Origin of the sequence: Alteribacter populi (assembly GCF_002352765.1) — a bacterium.
Taxonomy (GTDB): domain Bacteria; phylum Bacillota; class Bacilli; order Bacillales; family Salisediminibacteriaceae; genus Alteribacter; species Alteribacter populi.
In genome coordinates this window covers 2,496,953-2,512,664 of record NZ_KZ293963.1, presented here as the reverse complement: position 1 = coordinate 2,512,664, position 15,712 = coordinate 2,496,953, and the positions used below count along the sequence as shown (strand labels likewise).

Here is a 15,712-nt window from a genome sequence, read left to right as displayed (position 1 = left end):
TAGCTGACGCCCGTGGAAATCTACCGTCCCTGTAGCGAATTCGAGCGATAATCTTATCAAAAAGCAACAATCTTTCAAAAAACAGCCTTTCAACTACTCAAATGATAGAAATGGACGCAAATTTTTGCCTTAAACTCATCATTTGAGTTGAAAAACGCTCAAAAACACAAAAAGAGTAATCATTTGAGTAATATATCGGCTTGAGTAGGCGTGCTTTATCATCTGTTCAAGCAATTTATCAGCGGAAATTGGTAAGATATCAGCGCAAATAGGCAACATATCAGCGGAAATCAACAAGATATCAGCGGAAATAGCTCAGATATCAGCGATTCGACAAATAACGCGCTAAAACAACAAACATTTCAAGGAGCAGCTTTAATAAAAAACCGCCATGCTGGAAGCACTGGAACCGTCCCTTGCTTCCTATTTTAAATAATTGAGCTGTTGGAAAGAGGGTTTCAACGCATTGTAAAGGCTGCTGAATATCGGATAAATCTCCTTATACTGTTGGTGGTTTGAAGGATCCGGCTCCACAATACGTTTCATTGGAATTTTATTTTTTATTGAAATGAGGTCGGGTACTTCATTTACGGCATACAGGCTTACCCAGGCTGCCCCCCATGCGGAACTCTGATGGGATACTGGCAAATGTATGCTGTGGCCGAAAATATCAGCCAGCATCTGAACCCAGGTGTCCGACCTTGCGAAGCCGCCGCTAGCATACAGCTTATTTGTTTTGCCTGTAAGTCTTTCCATCGAATTAGAAACGCTAAGAATGCTGAATAAAACACCTTCCAGGCCAGCACGGACCATATGGCGGTGGGTGTGATCGACGGATAATCCTACATAGGCCCCTCTGGCGGAAGCATCCCAATGGGGAGCTCGTTCCCCGTTTAAGTAAGGCAGGAATAACAGGCGGTTCGCGCCAGGGGCGATCTCTTCGACCGCTTCAATTAACAATGCATAAGGGTCTTTCTCCTGCTTTACGGCTTTTTCGACTTCATTTTGACCCAGTGTATTCTTTAGCCATTCCAAAACATTGCCGCCGTTATTTGTCGGTCCTCCGAGCACCCATAGGTCTTCGGTGAAAGAATAGCAGAACACTTCTTGACGCTCATCGGTGTGAGGCGAGGACGACATTTGTCTGATTGCTCCGCTTGTCCCAATGGTAATGGCGGATTCTCCGGGTTTAATGGCACCAATACCCAGATTGGCAAGCGGGCCGTCACTGCCGCCGGCAACAAAAGGTGTCCCGGCATCTAAGCTCATGTCTCTGGCAATGGCAGGTGACATGCCGGAGAAAATGTATGAAGCGGGCACTGGACGCGAGAGCTGGGTTTCTTCTATGCCTGCAAGATGTAGTGCCTCCTTATTCCATTGTCTACGGTAGATGTCAAATAAACCCGTTGCTGACGCGATAGAATAATCGACCGCATCTCTCTGGAACCAGCGCGCAGTTAAAAACTCTTTTATTGATAGAAACTTTTTGGCATGTAAATAAGGTTCATACTGATTTTCTTTCATCCAGATTAGTTTTACCAGGGGGGACATCGGATGAATGGGTGTTCCTGTTTTTAAATAGATGCTTTCTCCTGCCCCTGAAGCTTTTAATTGTTCAGCTTGGGCAGTGCTTCGTCCGTCGGCCCAGGTGATAGATGGAGATAGCGGGTTATTGTTTTCATCCGTGCAGATGAGAGAATGCATGGCTGAAGAGATGCCTGCTGATATAATCTCATCTTGATGAATCCCTTTTTTCTGTAATGAAAGACGAATAGCGCTGATCGCCGCTTTTTCTATTAATAAGGGGTCCTGTTCCGACCAGGAAGGTTTATTATGGACTGTCGGGTACCCCTGTTCATCTTCAGAAATGACATCGCCATGTTTATTAAAAATAACGGACTTTGCACTTGTCGTCCCTATATCTAAACCAATGACATATTTTTTCAGCATGGTGGTATAGCTCCTTTAATATTTAGATCCTTGTCCTTGAGATGGCCTGTCTCATTTTACTGACGGATTCCTGCATTCGTTCTTTTCGCCGGATGCTAACGTTTACATAAAGAGCATCAACAAGGCTCAGCTGTGCAAGACGTGACGCTAAAGCCTCGGATCGGTAGTCCGTTTCTTCGGAGACAGTAAAGAGTGCCACATCGACGCTTTCGCTTAAAGGCGATTTAGCGAGGGTTGTAATGCCGATCGTAGGTACCCGGTGTTCCTTTGCGACTTCAAGTGTTTGTAAAATATCCCGGTTCGTTCCCGAATGTGAAAAAAATACGACGGCATCCTTTTCGGTCAGCTGTGAAGCAGACATCACCTGAAAATGCGAATCGCTGTAGGCAGCTGTTGGAATACCGGTACGGATAAATTTGTGGTGGGCATCGTTTGCGATAATCCCTGAACCACCGTTTCCGTAAAATTCGATACGATTGGCGTTGACCAGAATATCAACGGCTTCTTTCATTTTATCGCTGTCGATAACCGAAAGTGTGCCCTCTAACGTCCGAATATTTGATTTAAACACCTTCTCGGCAATCAGTTTTTCATCATCGCCTTCCTGAATGGTTTCGTGAATGTCTTTCACGTCGGTTACAATCTCGGAGGCGAGTGCAATTTTCATGGCCTGGTAACCTTTAAAGCCGATCCTTTTACAGAATCTGAAAACCGTCGCTTCGGCAACATTGAGGTTTTCTGCCACCTGGCTGATCGTTGAGTGGATAATTTCTTCGGGGTGATTGAGGATGTAGTCCGCAATCACCTTTTCTTTAACACGAAATTCATGATATGAGGCCTTGATGCGGTGTTTGCAGTGCCCTTTATCAAGCTGTGACATGTAACACCCTCCTTTATTCTGCTTAGTGAATTCTTCTTATAGTATACTGCAAAAATACAAATAAAAAAATATTTTTTCAAATAAAGGTATTGTAAAAGAAATTTTTTATCTTATAATGAAAGTATAAAGAAAACATATTTCTTTTTTGAGTTTGGAAGGAGTGATGAGATGAAGATCGGATTAATTGGACTCGGTAAGATGGGATACAACCTCGGGCTGAATCTGCTTGATCATAACCATGAAGTCGTAGCAAACGATGTTAACACGGATCAAGTGAAAGCGCTTAAAGAGGAAGGTGCGATTCCGGCTTCGAGCGTAGAAGAAGTGATTGAAAAACTGGAAACTCCGAGAGTGATCTGGCTGATGGTACCTGCAGGTGACATTACGGAAGAGCTGGTACAGGTATTATCTAGATCGCTGACCCAGGGGGATATTGTTATAGATGGCGGAAATTCAAATTATAATGACTCTCTCAGAAGAGCAGATCTGCTAAAAGAAAACGGCATTCATTTTGTCGATGTTGGTACAAGTGGTGGCATTGACGGTGCAAGGCAGGGTGCCTGCATGATGGTTGGTGGAGATTCACAAGTCATTGACCAGATCGAGCAGATTTTTATTGATACTACAATTGAAAACGGTTACCTTCATGCCGGGGAACCGGGGAGCGGACATTTCCTGAAGATGATTCATAATGGAATTGAGTACGGAATGATGCAGTCTATTGCAGAAGGCTTTGATATTTTGGAAAAGAGCCAGTTTAACTATGATTATGAAAAAGTGGCAAAAGTCTGGAATCACGGTTCTGTCATCCGTTCATGGTTAATGGAGCTGACGGAAAATGCTTTCTCTAAAGATCCGAAGCTTGATGATATTAGAGGTGTAATGAATTCATCAGGAGAAGGGAAATGGACGGTTGAGTCTTCACTCGATTTGCAGGTGCCTGCTCCGGTCATTGCACTCTCTCTAATGATGAGATACCGTTCGCTTGAAGATGATACGTTCACAGGGAAAGTTGTCGCTGCGCTCAGAAACGAATTCGGCGGTCACGCTGTCGTAAAAAAATAATTCATAAACAGTTAGCAGAGGTTTTGGCTTGTAGGGGGAAAGAAATTTCCCCCAAAAAAATAGAGGGGTGAAAAATAATGAAGAAAAACAAATTGTTTACAGGGTTAGCATCACTAGCATTAGTTGCCGGACTTGTGGCATGCGGAGGAGAAGACGATGCTTCAAATGGTGCAGACGACGGTGCGAATGGTGAAAATGAAAGCGATACCAATGGAGATGAAGCTTCTGAATACAGCAGTGCTGAAGCGTCTTATGTCATTGAAGCAGGGATTGGTCTGAATAACCAGCATCCACAGTATGAAGGTTTGCTAAGGTTTAAGGAGATTGTTGAAGAGTCGACTGACGGTGATGTTTATGTTGAAACCTACCACAGCAGTACGCTTGGCGATGACCGACAAATGATGGAAGCGTTACAGCTTGGCAGTCAGGAAGTTACGATTCCTTCAACGGCTCCAATCACAAACTTTGTTGAAGAATATGCGATCCTTGACTTCCCATTCCTATTCCCTAATGAAGAGGTAGCAATGGAAGTGCTGAACGGCGAAGTGGGCGATCGCCTTCTTGACGCTCTAGAAGATCAGGAAATGGTCGGCCTTGCATGGTGGGAAAATGGTTACCGTGATTTAACGAACAGTGTTCAGCCAGTTGCAACAGCTGAAGACTTCGAAGGTCTCACTTTACGTACGATGGAAAATGAAGTTCACCTGGAAGCATTCTCGGAGTTAGGTGCGAACCCTACACCGATGGCATTTGGTGAGCTCTTTACAGGGATGCAGCAAGGAACAGTAGACGGGCAGGAAAACCCGCTCGCGACGATTTACCTTGAAGGGTACTATGAGGTTCAAGATCACTATTCCGATACGAACCACGTTTACAGCCCCTTTGTTTTCCTAATGAGTAAGCAGTTCTACGATGGGCTTCCAGATAATTATCAGGAGATCGTACGTGACGCCGCTCAGGATGCCGGAGAATTCCAGATTGAAGAAAACCGCCGTCAAAACAATGAACTTCTTGACAGCCTGATTGATGAAGGTATGGAATATACCGAAGTAACAGATGAGGCGCGAGAAGAAATGGCAGAAATCGTTCAGCCGGTCAATGACAGTTTTGCAGAGAAGCTGGACCAGGATTTTGTAGAACAATTTTATGATGCAATTGAAGAAGCAGAACAAAATTTAGAGTAATTCAATTTATGAAGGAACTGCTTAAGGGCAGTTCCTTCTACTGCAATTAATCAACCAGTTTTCGTGCTGGAAAGGCGGTGTACTTATGCGGATTATACGGTGGCTTGATGAGCATATTGAAGAAGTGCTGCTGGTGATCTTCTCCAGCATCATGATCTTTATCATCGCTCTGCAAGTATTTATGCGCTATGTGATTGGCGATTCCCTTGCATGGTCAGAAGAACTGGCGAGGTTTTCTTTTATCTGGCTTGTCTATATCGGTATTAGTTACGGTATTAAGAAACAGCGGCATATCAAGGTCGATGTCATGCTCGTTCTCTTTAAAGAGCGAGGCAAAATTATTTTAAATATGATCTCTAACGTTATTTTTCTCGCGTTTGCTGTGGTCGTTGTTTATTACGGAAATGAGATCGCCACGCGTATTCTGGAACTGGGTCAAAGGTCACCAGGCCTCGGAGTTCCTATGGGTTTTGTGTATCTAGCCACACCAGTAGGCATGGGATTGACGATTATCCGTCTTATTCAGCAGTTAATTCAGCAAGGAAGAGCGTTAGCCGGAAAAGGCGATTTTTCTGTTGAATTAGAACACGATAAAGCACTGGAAGACCAGGATGATCTGATCGAAAGCAGTGAGCAGGAAGATCCGAAAGTGGATAGATAGGAGGGAAAAACCGTGACTGAAGCAATATTGTTTATAAGTTTTGCTATTTTACTGATGCTAAGTGTACCGGTCGGAATTGCACTCGGGGTAGCGACACTTTTGACCATCGCATTTGCTGATGTACTGTCTTTTGAGTTTTTGGCACAGGCGATGGTAACATCAATTGATTCATTTCCTTTAATGGCTGTTCCATTCTTCATCATCGCAGGTGAGATTATGGGGCGGGGCGGTATTACAGAAAGGCTGTTCGGTGTTGCCAATTCACTTGTGGGTAATAAAACAGGCGGCTTCGCGATTGCAACGATTGTGACTGCTTTGTTCTTTGCTGCCATTTCAGGTTCTGCACCTGCCACTGTAGCCGCAATCGGGGGAATGATGATCCCGGCTATGGTCAGCTTAGGGTATGATAAACGCTTTGCAACAGCAACTGTAGCCGCAGCAGGCTCGCTCGGTGTAATGATCCCTCCGAGTATACCAATGGTTATGTATGGTGTAACGGGCTCTACATCCATTGGGGACCTGTTTATTGCTGGTATTTTTCCGGGACTGATTGTTGCTACAGGATTGATTGCTTTTGCGTACTACTACTCAAAAAAAATGGGCTATAGAGGCACGAACAATGAACCTTTTTCAATGAAACGCTTCGCGAGAGAGTGCTGGCATGCCAAATGGGCACTCCTGATTCCATTCATTATTCTCGGCGGTATTTATGGTGGCATTTTTACGCCTACAGAAGCTGCTGTGATTGCGGTCGTTTATGGGCTGATAGTCAGTGTGTTCGTATATAAAGAGCTGCCGGTTTCAAAGCTTCCAAGTGTACTAGCTTCGGGGTCTTTGACAACAGCGACGGTTCTGATTGTAGTAGGTTCGGCAACAGCGTTCGGCCAGCTTCTTACGAGAGAGCAGGTGCCGACACGGATTGCCAACTGGATGGTCACCATTTCAGAGAATCCGGTTATTATTATGCTTTTAATTATTGTCCTTCTGTTAATAGTAGGCTGTTTCATGGATACGCTAGCCGCCATCATTATTCTGACACCGCTTCTTCTTCCGGTAGCGATGGAGTTCGGCTATGACCCGGTTCACTTCGGTATGGTCATGATTGTCACGCTCGCGATCGGATTTATTACTCCGCCTTTAGGCGTAAACTTATTTGTAAGCTCCGGTATTTCTGGGCTGCCCATTATGTCGATTGCCAAGGCTGTTATACCTTACTTTATTGCGATGATTGTTGCTCTGCTTATCATTACTTTTATTCCTCAAATTTCTCTTTACCTTCCGTCATTCCGTTAAAGGGTTTGACGGGGGAAGTGGTTCATCATTTTATACTTTAAGATTTTTTTAGTTCGCTAAATAAAGTTATAAGTGCAACTAAGGCTTCCGCCATTAAGGTTGGCGGCAAGCCAAGTTGCCTTTAAAGGAGGCTGGCTTTCATGGAGAAGGCTACGGCGGAAATCGTCATTAATCTAAATGAAAAACAAACAATTGTTGAGTTGACACAATTGCTCGCCCCGTTTAAGTCGGATGTCTATATCGTCAACCGGTCCGGAGGGAATGTCGTTGAAGCCAATGTAAAGAGTTTCCTTGGACTTGTGAGCCTGCGGATCGGTAACGGAAACAGAGTGACGGCCCGGGCGGAGGGCTCAGATGCTCAAGAGGCGTTAAATAAAGTGGTACAGTTTTTAACTTAAAGAGTTAAGAAAGCAAAATCTACGTTTCGGTGTCTAGCTTCAGTGACTAGCATTACTTCGTGAATAAGCTGCGGATTGTCTCGGGCGCGGATACACATCGGAGCATTGCTAGCAGGGGAAGAGACAGCTATGAGGTCACTTTAGCCTTTTTGGCGATAAGTCAAGCTTCCCATGTCGCACGACGCCAAGTCGCTTGCGCTTTTCTTTATACTTTAAGAAAGTTTAACTTCTCTAAAGGGATATAGTATCACTGAGACTTTAAAAAATACGGCGGAAACTAACGCTGGTTTTAATAAAGGCACCTTTCACATAGATTGACGTTATTGATTAATAGAATGAAAGAGCGAAAGGCGGCGACTCCAGCGGGAAAAGTAACAATGGTCTTCTTGCGACGAGGAACCGCAGGAGCAGCTGAAAAAACAGCCGGGACAAGGGACCTGTCCCCATGTCCCTAATGATATCTTGAGGAGGGGTTGCATGAAAATCACGTCTATGGAATGCTTTATTGTTCCACCAAGGTGGTGCTTCTTAAAAGTGGAGACAGACGAAGGTCTTGTCGGCTGGGGAGAGCCGGTCGTGGAAGGCCGTGCCCACACAGTTAAAGCAGCAGTTAAGGAACTGGAGGATTACTTAATCGGCTCTAACCCACTTGCTATTGAAGATACATGGAATGTATTGTACAGAAGCGGATTTTACAGAGGCGGCCCAATTCATATGAGTGCCATTGCCGGCATTGATCAGGCGCTCTGGGATATAAAAGGAAAGTGGTTGAACGTCCCTGTATACGAATTACTTGGCGGAGCATGCCGGGATAAGATGCGTGTTTACTCCTGGATTGGAGGAGACAGGCCGGATGATGTGGCTAATGAAGTAAAGAAACAACTGGAATCGGGCTTTACTGCCGTGAAGATGAATGCAACCAATGAGCTGCAGTATATCGATTCCTACAAAAAAGTGGATGAAGCAGTTGACCGCATTGCGGCAATTCGTGATGCAGTTGGAGACCAGGTCGATGTCGGGATCGATTTTCACGGGCGCGTGCATAAACCGATGGCTAAGATTCTTGCAAAAGCGCTGGAGCCGTACAGACCGATGTTTATTGAAGAGCCTGTCCTTCCGGAAAACAATGAAGCACTCGCTGAAATCGCTAAGAATACCTCGATTCCGATCGCCACCGGGGAACGAATGTATTCCAGATGGGATTTTAAAAACCTGTTTGAGCAGGGCTATGCAGATATAATCCAGCCCGATCTTTCTCATGCAGGTGGCATTACAGAATGTAGGAAAATCGCATCAATGGCAGAAGCGTATGACATCGCTCTTGCTCCACATTGCCCGCTCGGCCCGGTCGCACTTGCTTCGTGTCTACAGGTCGATGCGGTATCTCACAATGCCTTTATTCAGGAGCAGAGTTTCGGTATTCATTATAATGTAGGTAATGATCTTAAAGACTACGTGACGGACGAGTCGGTTTTCAACTTCCGAGATGGTTTTGTAGAACTTCCGAAAGGGCCAGGGCTTGGAATCGACATTGACGAAGAGAAAATCCGTAAAGCACATGATGACAATTTTAAGTGGAAAAACCCGGTGTGGCGTCATAAAGACGGCAGTGTTGCAGAGTGGTAGTGGGTGTTCAAATTATGAATGGAGGGCTCAATCATGAATTCATCAGAAGTCATTACTGTCGGGGAAACGATGGTGATATTAAATCCTGAGCAGTCCGTACCTCTCGAATATGCCCATTCATTTACGAAGCAAATCGGAGGAGCGGAATCAAATGTAGCAGTAGGGCTAAGCAGGCTAGGGCACCGGGCCGGATGGATCAGCCGTCTCGGCAATGATCCGTTTGGAAACTATGTCCGCCAGGTCATCCGCGGTGAAGGTGTCGATACCTCGATGGTAACAGTAGATGAGTCAGCACCGACCGGAATGTTTTTTAAGGAGAGAAAATCGGGCAATAAGGTGAATGTCTATTACTACCGTGCCCATTCAGCAGCAAGTCGGTTGGATAAATCACAGCTGGACAGCGCTTATGTAGAAGAGGCCAAGTACGTACTTGTCTCCGGTATTCTGCCGGCTTTAAGCGAGAGTTGTCTGGAAGTTACGGAAGAACTGCTGAAAATGGGCCGTGATTATCAGATCCCGGTTGTATTCGATCCGAATTTACGACTGAAATTGTGGTCGGATAAAAAAGAGGCGGTTCGCACGCTCAATCATATTGCCGAGAGATCGGATGTGATTCTGATCGGTCAGACTGAAGGTTTCCAGCTGATGGGCAGCTACGATCCGAAAGAAATTGCGGCTTTTTACAGGAAGTTGAATCCTGAAGTGACAGTCATCGTGAAATTAGGTGAAAGCGGTGCCTATTATTCGACTTCAGATGAAGATGGGACAGTGCCGGGCTATCCGGTCGCCAAAGTTGTCGATCCCATCGGTGCTGGAGATGCCTTTGCAGCCGGCTTTCTGAGCGGGCAGTTAAAAGGCTTGAATATTCATGACTCTGTGAAGTACGGAAATGCCGCTGGAGCGGTTACTGTTCAGGTGCCAGGAGATATTGAAGGATTTCCAAGGTCTGATGAGTTAATCAACATGATCGAACAGACCAATTCGAAAACGGATGACACAGTCTTGGAAGACGTAAACAGATAATAATAAAGGATCGCGAGGTGTCAGGAGATGGGTTCAAATCTAGAACAACTGAAGCATTCGCCTGTGATTGCTGTACTCAGGACGCCCCCTGAAGATAAAGTTTTTAATATTGTGGAAGCTCTTTTAGAAGGGGGAATCACGAACCTGGAGCTGACGATGCAGCAGCCGGATTCGGCAGATATGCTGGCTGAGTTGAACAGAAGGTATGGCGACCGAGCATGGATCGGCGCAGGGACGGTTATGGATGAAGTGACTGCTGTAAATGCGATTCACGCTGGAGCATCATTTATTTTTTCACCGAATTATAACGAGAAGGTTGTGAAGGCTGCCAAAAGGTACGGGGTAATTTCAATCCCCGGAGTTCTTACGCCTTCGGAAATGGTACAGGCAGTTGAGCAGGGGGCGGACTGTGTGAAAATATTTCCCGCTTCTGCATTCGGACCGCGTTATATAAAGGAATTAAAAGGACCATTCCCGCAAATTCCGGTCATTCCAACCGGAGGCATCAGTGAAGAGAATATCCAGGAGTACTGGAATGCTGGGGCCATTGCCTGCGGGATGGGCAGTTCGCTGCTGGACAAACAGGCCATTGAAAACAGTCAGTTCTCTGAGCTTACGAAACGGGCAAAAAGAATCATGAGCAAATTAAAGTAAGGCGTGGGGCTAGTGAATGTTGAAAACATGAAACGTCAGGCCGGCGAGAAAGCCGTTGAGTATATTCATGACGGGATGACGCTTGGTTTAGGATCAGGCACAACAGTGAACTGGATGGTAAAAAAGCTGGGAGATTGTGTCCGGGAAGGCTTGAATGTCAGGGCTGTTTCCTCCTCTGTCAAGACAGAGAAGCTGGCACACGAGCTGGGGATCCCTTTAGTCGACAGTGATGATGTCAACGAATTGGACCTGGCCATAGACGGAGCGGATGAAGCGGATGAGCATTTTAACCTGATTAAAGGCGGTGGCGGTTCTCTCCTAAGGGAAAAGATGGTATTGGAACTGTCGGAGAAAAAAATCATTATCATTGATGAGCAAAAACGGGTCTCCAGTCTCGGCAAATTTCATGTGCCGGTAGAAATCACGCCGTTTTCCTGGAAACAAACATGGAAAAAAGTAACCGATACCGGCTGCCTCCCAACTTTGCGAAAGGTCGATGATCAACCGTTTGTCACCGATAATGGCAATTACATACTCGATTGCGATTATCATGGGGCAGAGGTAAATCAGTCGCTTCATGAAACTTTGAAAATGACGACCGGTGTTCTGGAAACCGGCATATTTACCGGTTTAGCCGATGTTATTCTGACCGGACATCATCATGGAGTCTCCATCCATGCGAAAAACTGAAAAATGTCACTAAATTTTTTTGATTTGCTGAGGTGAAAATATGGCTAAGTTTAAGGTTGTTGTTACAGATTTTGAATACAGTACTTTCGAGCCGGAAAAAGAAGTATTTGCTGATCTTGATGTGGAATTAGTATTTGAACAGTGTCGCACAGAAGATGAAGTGATTGAGAAGTGTAAAAATGCGGACGCGCTATTGAATCAGTATGCGCCTTTGGGTAAAAAAGTGATTGACTCACTTGATCAATGCAAAGTCATTTCCAGGTATGGCGTCGGTGTTAATAATGTCGACCTTGAAGCTGCCAACGAAAAGGGAATCATCGTCAGCAATGTCACAGACTATTGTCTCGATGAAGTTGCAGACCACGCCATGACGATGCTTCTTGCAAGTGCGAGAAAAATTGCCTTACTAAACGAGGCTGTCAAGCGAGGAAAATGGGATTTTAAAGCTGCAGATCCGATATTTCGTTTAAGAGGCACAACGCTCGGTCTCATCGGTTTTGGCAACATCCCGCAGAACCTGACAAAGAAAGCTCAGGCCTTCGGGATCAAGGTAGTGGCTTACGACCCGTTTGTCCCGCAGGAAGTGGCCGACTCTCATCAGGTGGAGTTGCTCGACTTGAATGAAGTCTGTAACGTATCCGATTATGTATCTGTTCACCTTCCGTTAAATCAGCATACGGAAAAGATCATGAGCGACGAACAGTTTGCAGCAATGAAGAATACAGCCTTTGTAATCAATACAGCGCGTGGTCCGGTGATCGACGAAAAAGCGTTAATCAAAGCTCTCGAACAGAATGAGATTGCAGGTGCAGCTCTCGACGTATTGGAGAAAGAACCGGTGGAGAAGGATAACCCGTTACTGAAAATGGACCAGGTCATCCTCAGTCCCCACGCTGCTTTCTATTCTGTAGAAGCTGAACGGGAGCTTAAACGAAAGGCAGCTGAAAATATCGCCGATACATTATCTGGCTATTTTCCGAAGTACATTGTTGGGGAAGCATAGGGACGGACGGTTCTCCTGCTTCATATTAATATCTAGCGCAAGGCGCCATCGGCTCGTGTCGTAAAAAGTACTTTTTATCGGACAGTACATTTCGACGGGTACGCAGGCGCCTTGCGCTTTTTTTAGAAAGGTAAGAATCTATAAGTGGACAGTCTCGTTCAAGGGAGACTTTAAAGAATGCGAGAATCATGACGAAACTAGCTCCTTACTCGTAAATTAATTTGGTTGAGAAAACAAACAAAAAACCAAATCAGAGCTACATTACGGAAAGGAAAAGAGCTAGTTATTATCAAAATTTGTAGGTTTAGACGTGTCAAAAGAAAAAATGCCGTCGCTATTGCTGAAGTGGGGCGAGGGCGCATATACTGAAGCGGCACCCGCGGAAATCGTCTGCGCCTGTAGCGAATTCGAGCGATAATCTTATCAAAAAGCAACAATCTTTCAAAAAACAGCCTTTCAACTACTCAAATAATAGAAAAGGACGCAAATTTTTGCCTTAACCTCATCATTTGAGTTGAAAAACGCTCAAAAACACCAAAAAGAGTAATCATTTGAATAATATATCGGCGTGAGTAGGCGCTTCATCAGCTGTTCAAGCAAGAAATCAGCGGAAATTGGTGAGATATCAGCGCAAATTGGTAAGATATCGGCGGAAATCAACAACATATCAGCGATTCGACAAATAACGGCATAAACGACAACCTCTCAAGAAACAGCTTTAATAAAAACCACTTTGGAAGCACTGGAACCGTCCCTTGCTTCCAAAATTGCCGAAAAAAACACTACTTTATCACTGGTCCCGAACCGTCCCCATGCTTCCTACGGTATTGAGTAGGGGTTAGGCCGGTTGAGCGTTTAAAGGCTTGGGAGAAAAAAGATTGCGACTTGAATCCGTTAAAGGTTGCGATCTCTGCGATGCTGTGATCGGTTGTCTCAAGAAGAAGTTTGGCTTCTTTTATTCTGACCTGGTTTAAATACTCTATAGGGGTGATATCAAGGTCTTTTTTAAAACGGTGAGCGAGGTAGTATTTGTTGATGTTTCCGACTTTGGCTAATGTGTCGAGTGTTATATTTTCTCGAAAATTTTGGTTAATATAATATTTGCAAAAGGCTACAGTTTTGTTAATATTTTTAGGTTTACTCGATTGAATAGAGAGATTTTTCTCGCGCTTTAGTTTAATAATGAGGACCTCTAAAATGTTTTGACAGACGATCTCGTATTCACGTTCATGGTTCTGAATCTCATATAATAACTTCTTCAAATAAAATATAATTTCCTCACTCTCCCCGTGATAGGTAAACAATTCTATTTCCGCTTCTTTTTCCTTAGAAAGTGAGAATGATAAGCCTTCAACGCCTAATGCCAAATACTCAAGCGGGTCTTGAAGATTGGACTTTTCGGTATGTTCAACATTTGGGTTTATAATCACTAAATCATTCTCTTTCACAGGAATTTCTTTTTCTCGTAAAACAAAAGATCCCTTTCCACTAACAATATAAAAAAGTTCAGTAAAATGATGAGAATGCTGCGTGCTATGCCACCCTTTATCATAATTTGAATGTGTGACGTACAAGAGCTTTAATGGATATGGCTCTGTTTTTAAACCTTCTACTTTATAGACTTCGTAAGACAAGTTGTCCCCCCCTAAAGAAAAGCGCAAGGCGAATTGATGCTTTCTTAACTCTTAAAAAAACCATTGTATTGTTTTACCATCTTCAACATACGATTAATTTTATTTTACACCAGTACAAAAAGCAAGATATATAAAAATCAGAACAATATGTTTATTGTGAAAATTATTTATTGTCGTTATGATGATAAGTACAAATCCAATGAAGGGGGTCAAAAGTTTGATAAAAGCTAGCGTTTTATTCTCTATGTCCACGGTATTACTGGCAGTTGGTTTAGTTGCATGTGGAAACGATGAAGCGACTACTGGATCTGAAGAATCGACAACTTTTCATGTAGCAGCATTAGAGTCAGGTTATGGAAGTGAAATGTGGGAGGATGTCATTGAAGCTTATGGAGCGGCTAACGAAGATGTGACGGTTAAATTAACGACTGAATCAAATTTAGAAGAAGTCATTCGCCCGAGTATGCAGGCTGGTGACTATCCAGATGTTGTTTTGCTAGCGATGAACAGGGAAGAAGCTTTGACCGAAACATTAGTGAGGGAAAACGGTCTTGAGAATATTACAGAGGTTCTAAATAGAAACGTCTATGGCGAAGAGCAGTCGGTGGAAGACAAGTTAATCGATGGATTTACGGAAACCTTCGCGACAAACCCTTATGCTGATGGAGAAACGTACCTAGCTCCAATGTTTTATAGTCCCACAGGCTTGTTTTACAACGTTGGATTATTAGAGGAAAAAGGCTGGGATGTCCCTGAAACGTGGGACGAAATGTGGGAATTAGGTGACAAGGCTCAAGAAGAGGGAATTTGGCTATTCACTTACGCAACAGCTAGCTATTTTGACACACTGCTAGGTTCAATGCTATATGCTTCTGGTGGAACAGATTTCTATAATTCGGTGATGATGTATGAAGAAGGTGTATGGGAAAAAACTGAGGCAAAACAAGTATTAGAAACAATTCAGCAATTAGCGGACTATACTCATCCAGATACGGTTGCCAATGCAAACCCTAATGACTTCAGAAGAAATCAACAGCTGATTTTAAATAATGAAGCATTGTTTATGCCAAACGGTACGTGGGTTGAGGGCGAGATGGAAGATGCTCCAAGAGAAGACAACTTTGAATGGGGAATGATGCCTGTTCCATCGTTTGGTGAAGGTGAAGACCGGTACGCTTTCTCTTTCTTTGAGCAGATTTGGGTTCCGTCCGCCGCTGAAAATAAAGATACAGCAAAAGAATTTATTACTTATATGTACTCAGAAGAAGCAGCTTCTATTTTTCTTGACCATGGGGCAGTACAACCTATTGAAGGCATAACAGATGAATTAGAAGGAGCCAGACAAGTCTATTATGGCGTTTATGATGATGAAAATGTTCTTCCTGCAATGGGTACATTCGTTTCTACAGAGCCTGTACCAGGAGTCAGTATGTCAGAAACATTGTACGGATCTATTGACAGTATCATGAACGATACAATGACAGTCGAACAGTGGCAAAACAAAATTCAAGAAGCAAATGATCAATTAAAGCAAGCTGTAGAGTAAATAGAATGAGAGTTAATTGTGAATATATCCGTATTGTATGAAGAGAGAATTGACAACTAGACTTGATGGTCTAGTTGTCGTGTTAATAGCAGAGCCGCTTCCACT

14 protein-coding genes are annotated in these 15,712 nt (G+C 44.0%); 11 read left to right on the top strand and 3 right to left on the bottom strand.

Annotation, left to right across the window (positions count from 1 at the left end; all coding sequences use genetic code 11):
• Positions 1-423: 423 nt before the first annotated feature.
• A complete protein-coding gene (locus CDZ94_RS11985) occupies positions 424-1,950 on the bottom strand; it encodes a gluconokinase (RefSeq protein WP_096437336.1) in 1,527 nt (508 codons plus the stop codon).
• 22 nt (positions 1,951-1,972) lie between these two features.
• Positions 1,973-2,830: a MurR/RpiR family transcriptional regulator gene (locus CDZ94_RS11980; protein WP_096437334.1), complete on the bottom strand. Its 858-nt coding sequence runs from the start codon at positions 2,828-2,830 to the stop codon at positions 1,973-1,975.
• 168 nt (positions 2,831-2,998) lie between these two features.
• On the opposite strand from CDZ94_RS11980, the gene gnd reads away from it, so the two are divergent.
• From gnd to CDZ94_RS11930, 10 genes are all read left to right on the top strand, one after another.
• On the top strand, positions 2,999-3,895 hold the full coding sequence (gene gnd, locus CDZ94_RS11975; RefSeq protein ID WP_096437332.1) for a phosphogluconate dehydrogenase (NAD(+)-dependent, decarboxylating): 897 nt from the start codon (positions 2,999-3,001) through the stop codon (positions 3,893-3,895).
• Positions 3,896-3,972: 77 nt separating this feature from the next.
• Positions 3,973-5,079, top strand: a complete 1,107-nt coding sequence (locus CDZ94_RS11970; RefSeq protein WP_096437330.1) for a TRAP transporter substrate-binding protein — start codon at positions 3,973-3,975, stop codon at positions 5,077-5,079.
• Positions 5,080-5,164: 85 nt separating this feature from the next.
• Positions 5,165-5,740, top strand: a complete 576-nt coding sequence (locus tag CDZ94_RS11965; RefSeq protein ID WP_096437328.1) for a TRAP transporter small permease — start codon at positions 5,165-5,167, stop codon at positions 5,738-5,740.
• A gap of 12 nt (positions 5,741-5,752) precedes the next feature.
• Positions 5,753-7,033 carry a TRAP transporter large permease gene (locus CDZ94_RS11960; RefSeq protein ID WP_096437326.1) on the top strand — a complete coding sequence of 427 codons (1,281 nt, stop codon included), beginning with the start codon at positions 5,753-5,755 and terminating at the stop codon, positions 7,031-7,033.
• Between the two features lie 140 nt (positions 7,034-7,173).
• Positions 7,174-7,431, top strand: coding sequence for an HPr family phosphocarrier protein (locus tag CDZ94_RS11955; protein ID WP_096437324.1), 258 nt, complete (start codon positions 7,174-7,176; stop codon positions 7,429-7,431).
• 477 nt (positions 7,432-7,908) lie between these two features.
• Complete coding sequence (dgoD, locus tag CDZ94_RS11950) at positions 7,909-9,057, top strand: galactonate dehydratase (protein WP_096437322.1); 1,149 nt, start codon at positions 7,909-7,911, stop codon at positions 9,055-9,057.
• Positions 9,058-9,090: 33 nt separating this feature from the next.
• Positions 9,091-10,080 (top strand): sugar kinase, encoded by a 990-nt coding sequence (locus CDZ94_RS11945; protein ID WP_096437320.1) that lies wholly within the window; start codon positions 9,091-9,093, stop codon positions 10,078-10,080.
• Positions 10,081-10,107: 27 nt separating this feature from the next.
• Positions 10,108-10,734, top strand: coding sequence for a bifunctional 4-hydroxy-2-oxoglutarate aldolase/2-dehydro-3-deoxy-phosphogluconate aldolase (locus CDZ94_RS11940; RefSeq protein WP_096437318.1), 627 nt, complete (start codon positions 10,108-10,110; stop codon positions 10,732-10,734).
• Between the two features lie 12 nt (positions 10,735-10,746).
• Entirely contained in the window at positions 10,747-11,424 is a 678-nt protein-coding gene (gene rpiA, locus CDZ94_RS11935; RefSeq protein WP_280951854.1) for a ribose-5-phosphate isomerase RpiA, read from the top strand.
• A 40-nt stretch (positions 11,425-11,464) separates the two neighbouring features.
• Positions 11,465-12,427, top strand: a complete 963-nt coding sequence (locus CDZ94_RS11930; protein WP_096437316.1) for a C-terminal binding protein — start codon at positions 11,465-11,467, stop codon at positions 12,425-12,427.
• Between the two features lie 782 nt (positions 12,428-13,209).
• Here the strand turns inward: CDZ94_RS11930 and CDZ94_RS11925 are convergent.
• The gene (locus tag CDZ94_RS11925) at positions 13,210-14,061 is read right to left on the bottom strand and encodes an AraC family transcriptional regulator (RefSeq protein WP_096437314.1); all 852 of its coding nucleotides are present in this window, start codon (positions 14,059-14,061) and stop codon (positions 13,210-13,212) included.
• A 217-nt stretch (positions 14,062-14,278) separates the two neighbouring features.
• On the opposite strand from CDZ94_RS11925, the gene CDZ94_RS11920 reads away from it, so the two are divergent.
• Positions 14,279-15,607, top strand: a complete 1,329-nt coding sequence (locus tag CDZ94_RS11920; RefSeq protein ID WP_232735684.1) for a carbohydrate ABC transporter substrate-binding protein — start codon at positions 14,279-14,281, stop codon at positions 15,605-15,607.
• The last annotated feature ends 105 nt before the right edge of the window (positions 15,608-15,712 follow it).

Coding starts and splice junctions, on each gene's coding strand:
- CDZ94_RS11985 (WP_096437336.1), bottom strand. CDS start 1,950: ATGCTGAAAAAATATGTCATTGGTTTAGATATAGGGACGACAAGTGCA.
- CDZ94_RS11980 (WP_096437334.1), bottom strand. CDS start 2,830: ATGTCACAGCTTGATAAAGGGCACTGCAAACACCGCATCAAGGCCTCA.
- gnd (WP_096437332.1), top strand. CDS start 2,999: ATGAAGATCGGATTAATTGGACTCGGTAAGATGGGATACAACCTCGGG.
- CDZ94_RS11970 (WP_096437330.1), top strand. CDS start 3,973: ATGAAGAAAAACAAATTGTTTACAGGGTTAGCATCACTAGCATTAGTT.
- CDZ94_RS11965 (WP_096437328.1), top strand. CDS start 5,165: ATGCGGATTATACGGTGGCTTGATGAGCATATTGAAGAAGTGCTGCTG.
- CDZ94_RS11955 (WP_096437324.1), top strand. CDS start 7,174: ATGGAGAAGGCTACGGCGGAAATCGTCATTAATCTAAATGAAAAACAA.
- dgoD (WP_096437322.1), top strand. CDS start 7,909: ATGAAAATCACGTCTATGGAATGCTTTATTGTTCCACCAAGGTGGTGC.
- CDZ94_RS11945 (WP_096437320.1), top strand. CDS start 9,091: ATGAATTCATCAGAAGTCATTACTGTCGGGGAAACGATGGTGATATTA.
- CDZ94_RS11940 (WP_096437318.1), top strand. CDS start 10,108: ATGGGTTCAAATCTAGAACAACTGAAGCATTCGCCTGTGATTGCTGTA.
- CDZ94_RS11930 (WP_096437316.1), top strand. CDS start 11,465: ATGGCTAAGTTTAAGGTTGTTGTTACAGATTTTGAATACAGTACTTTC.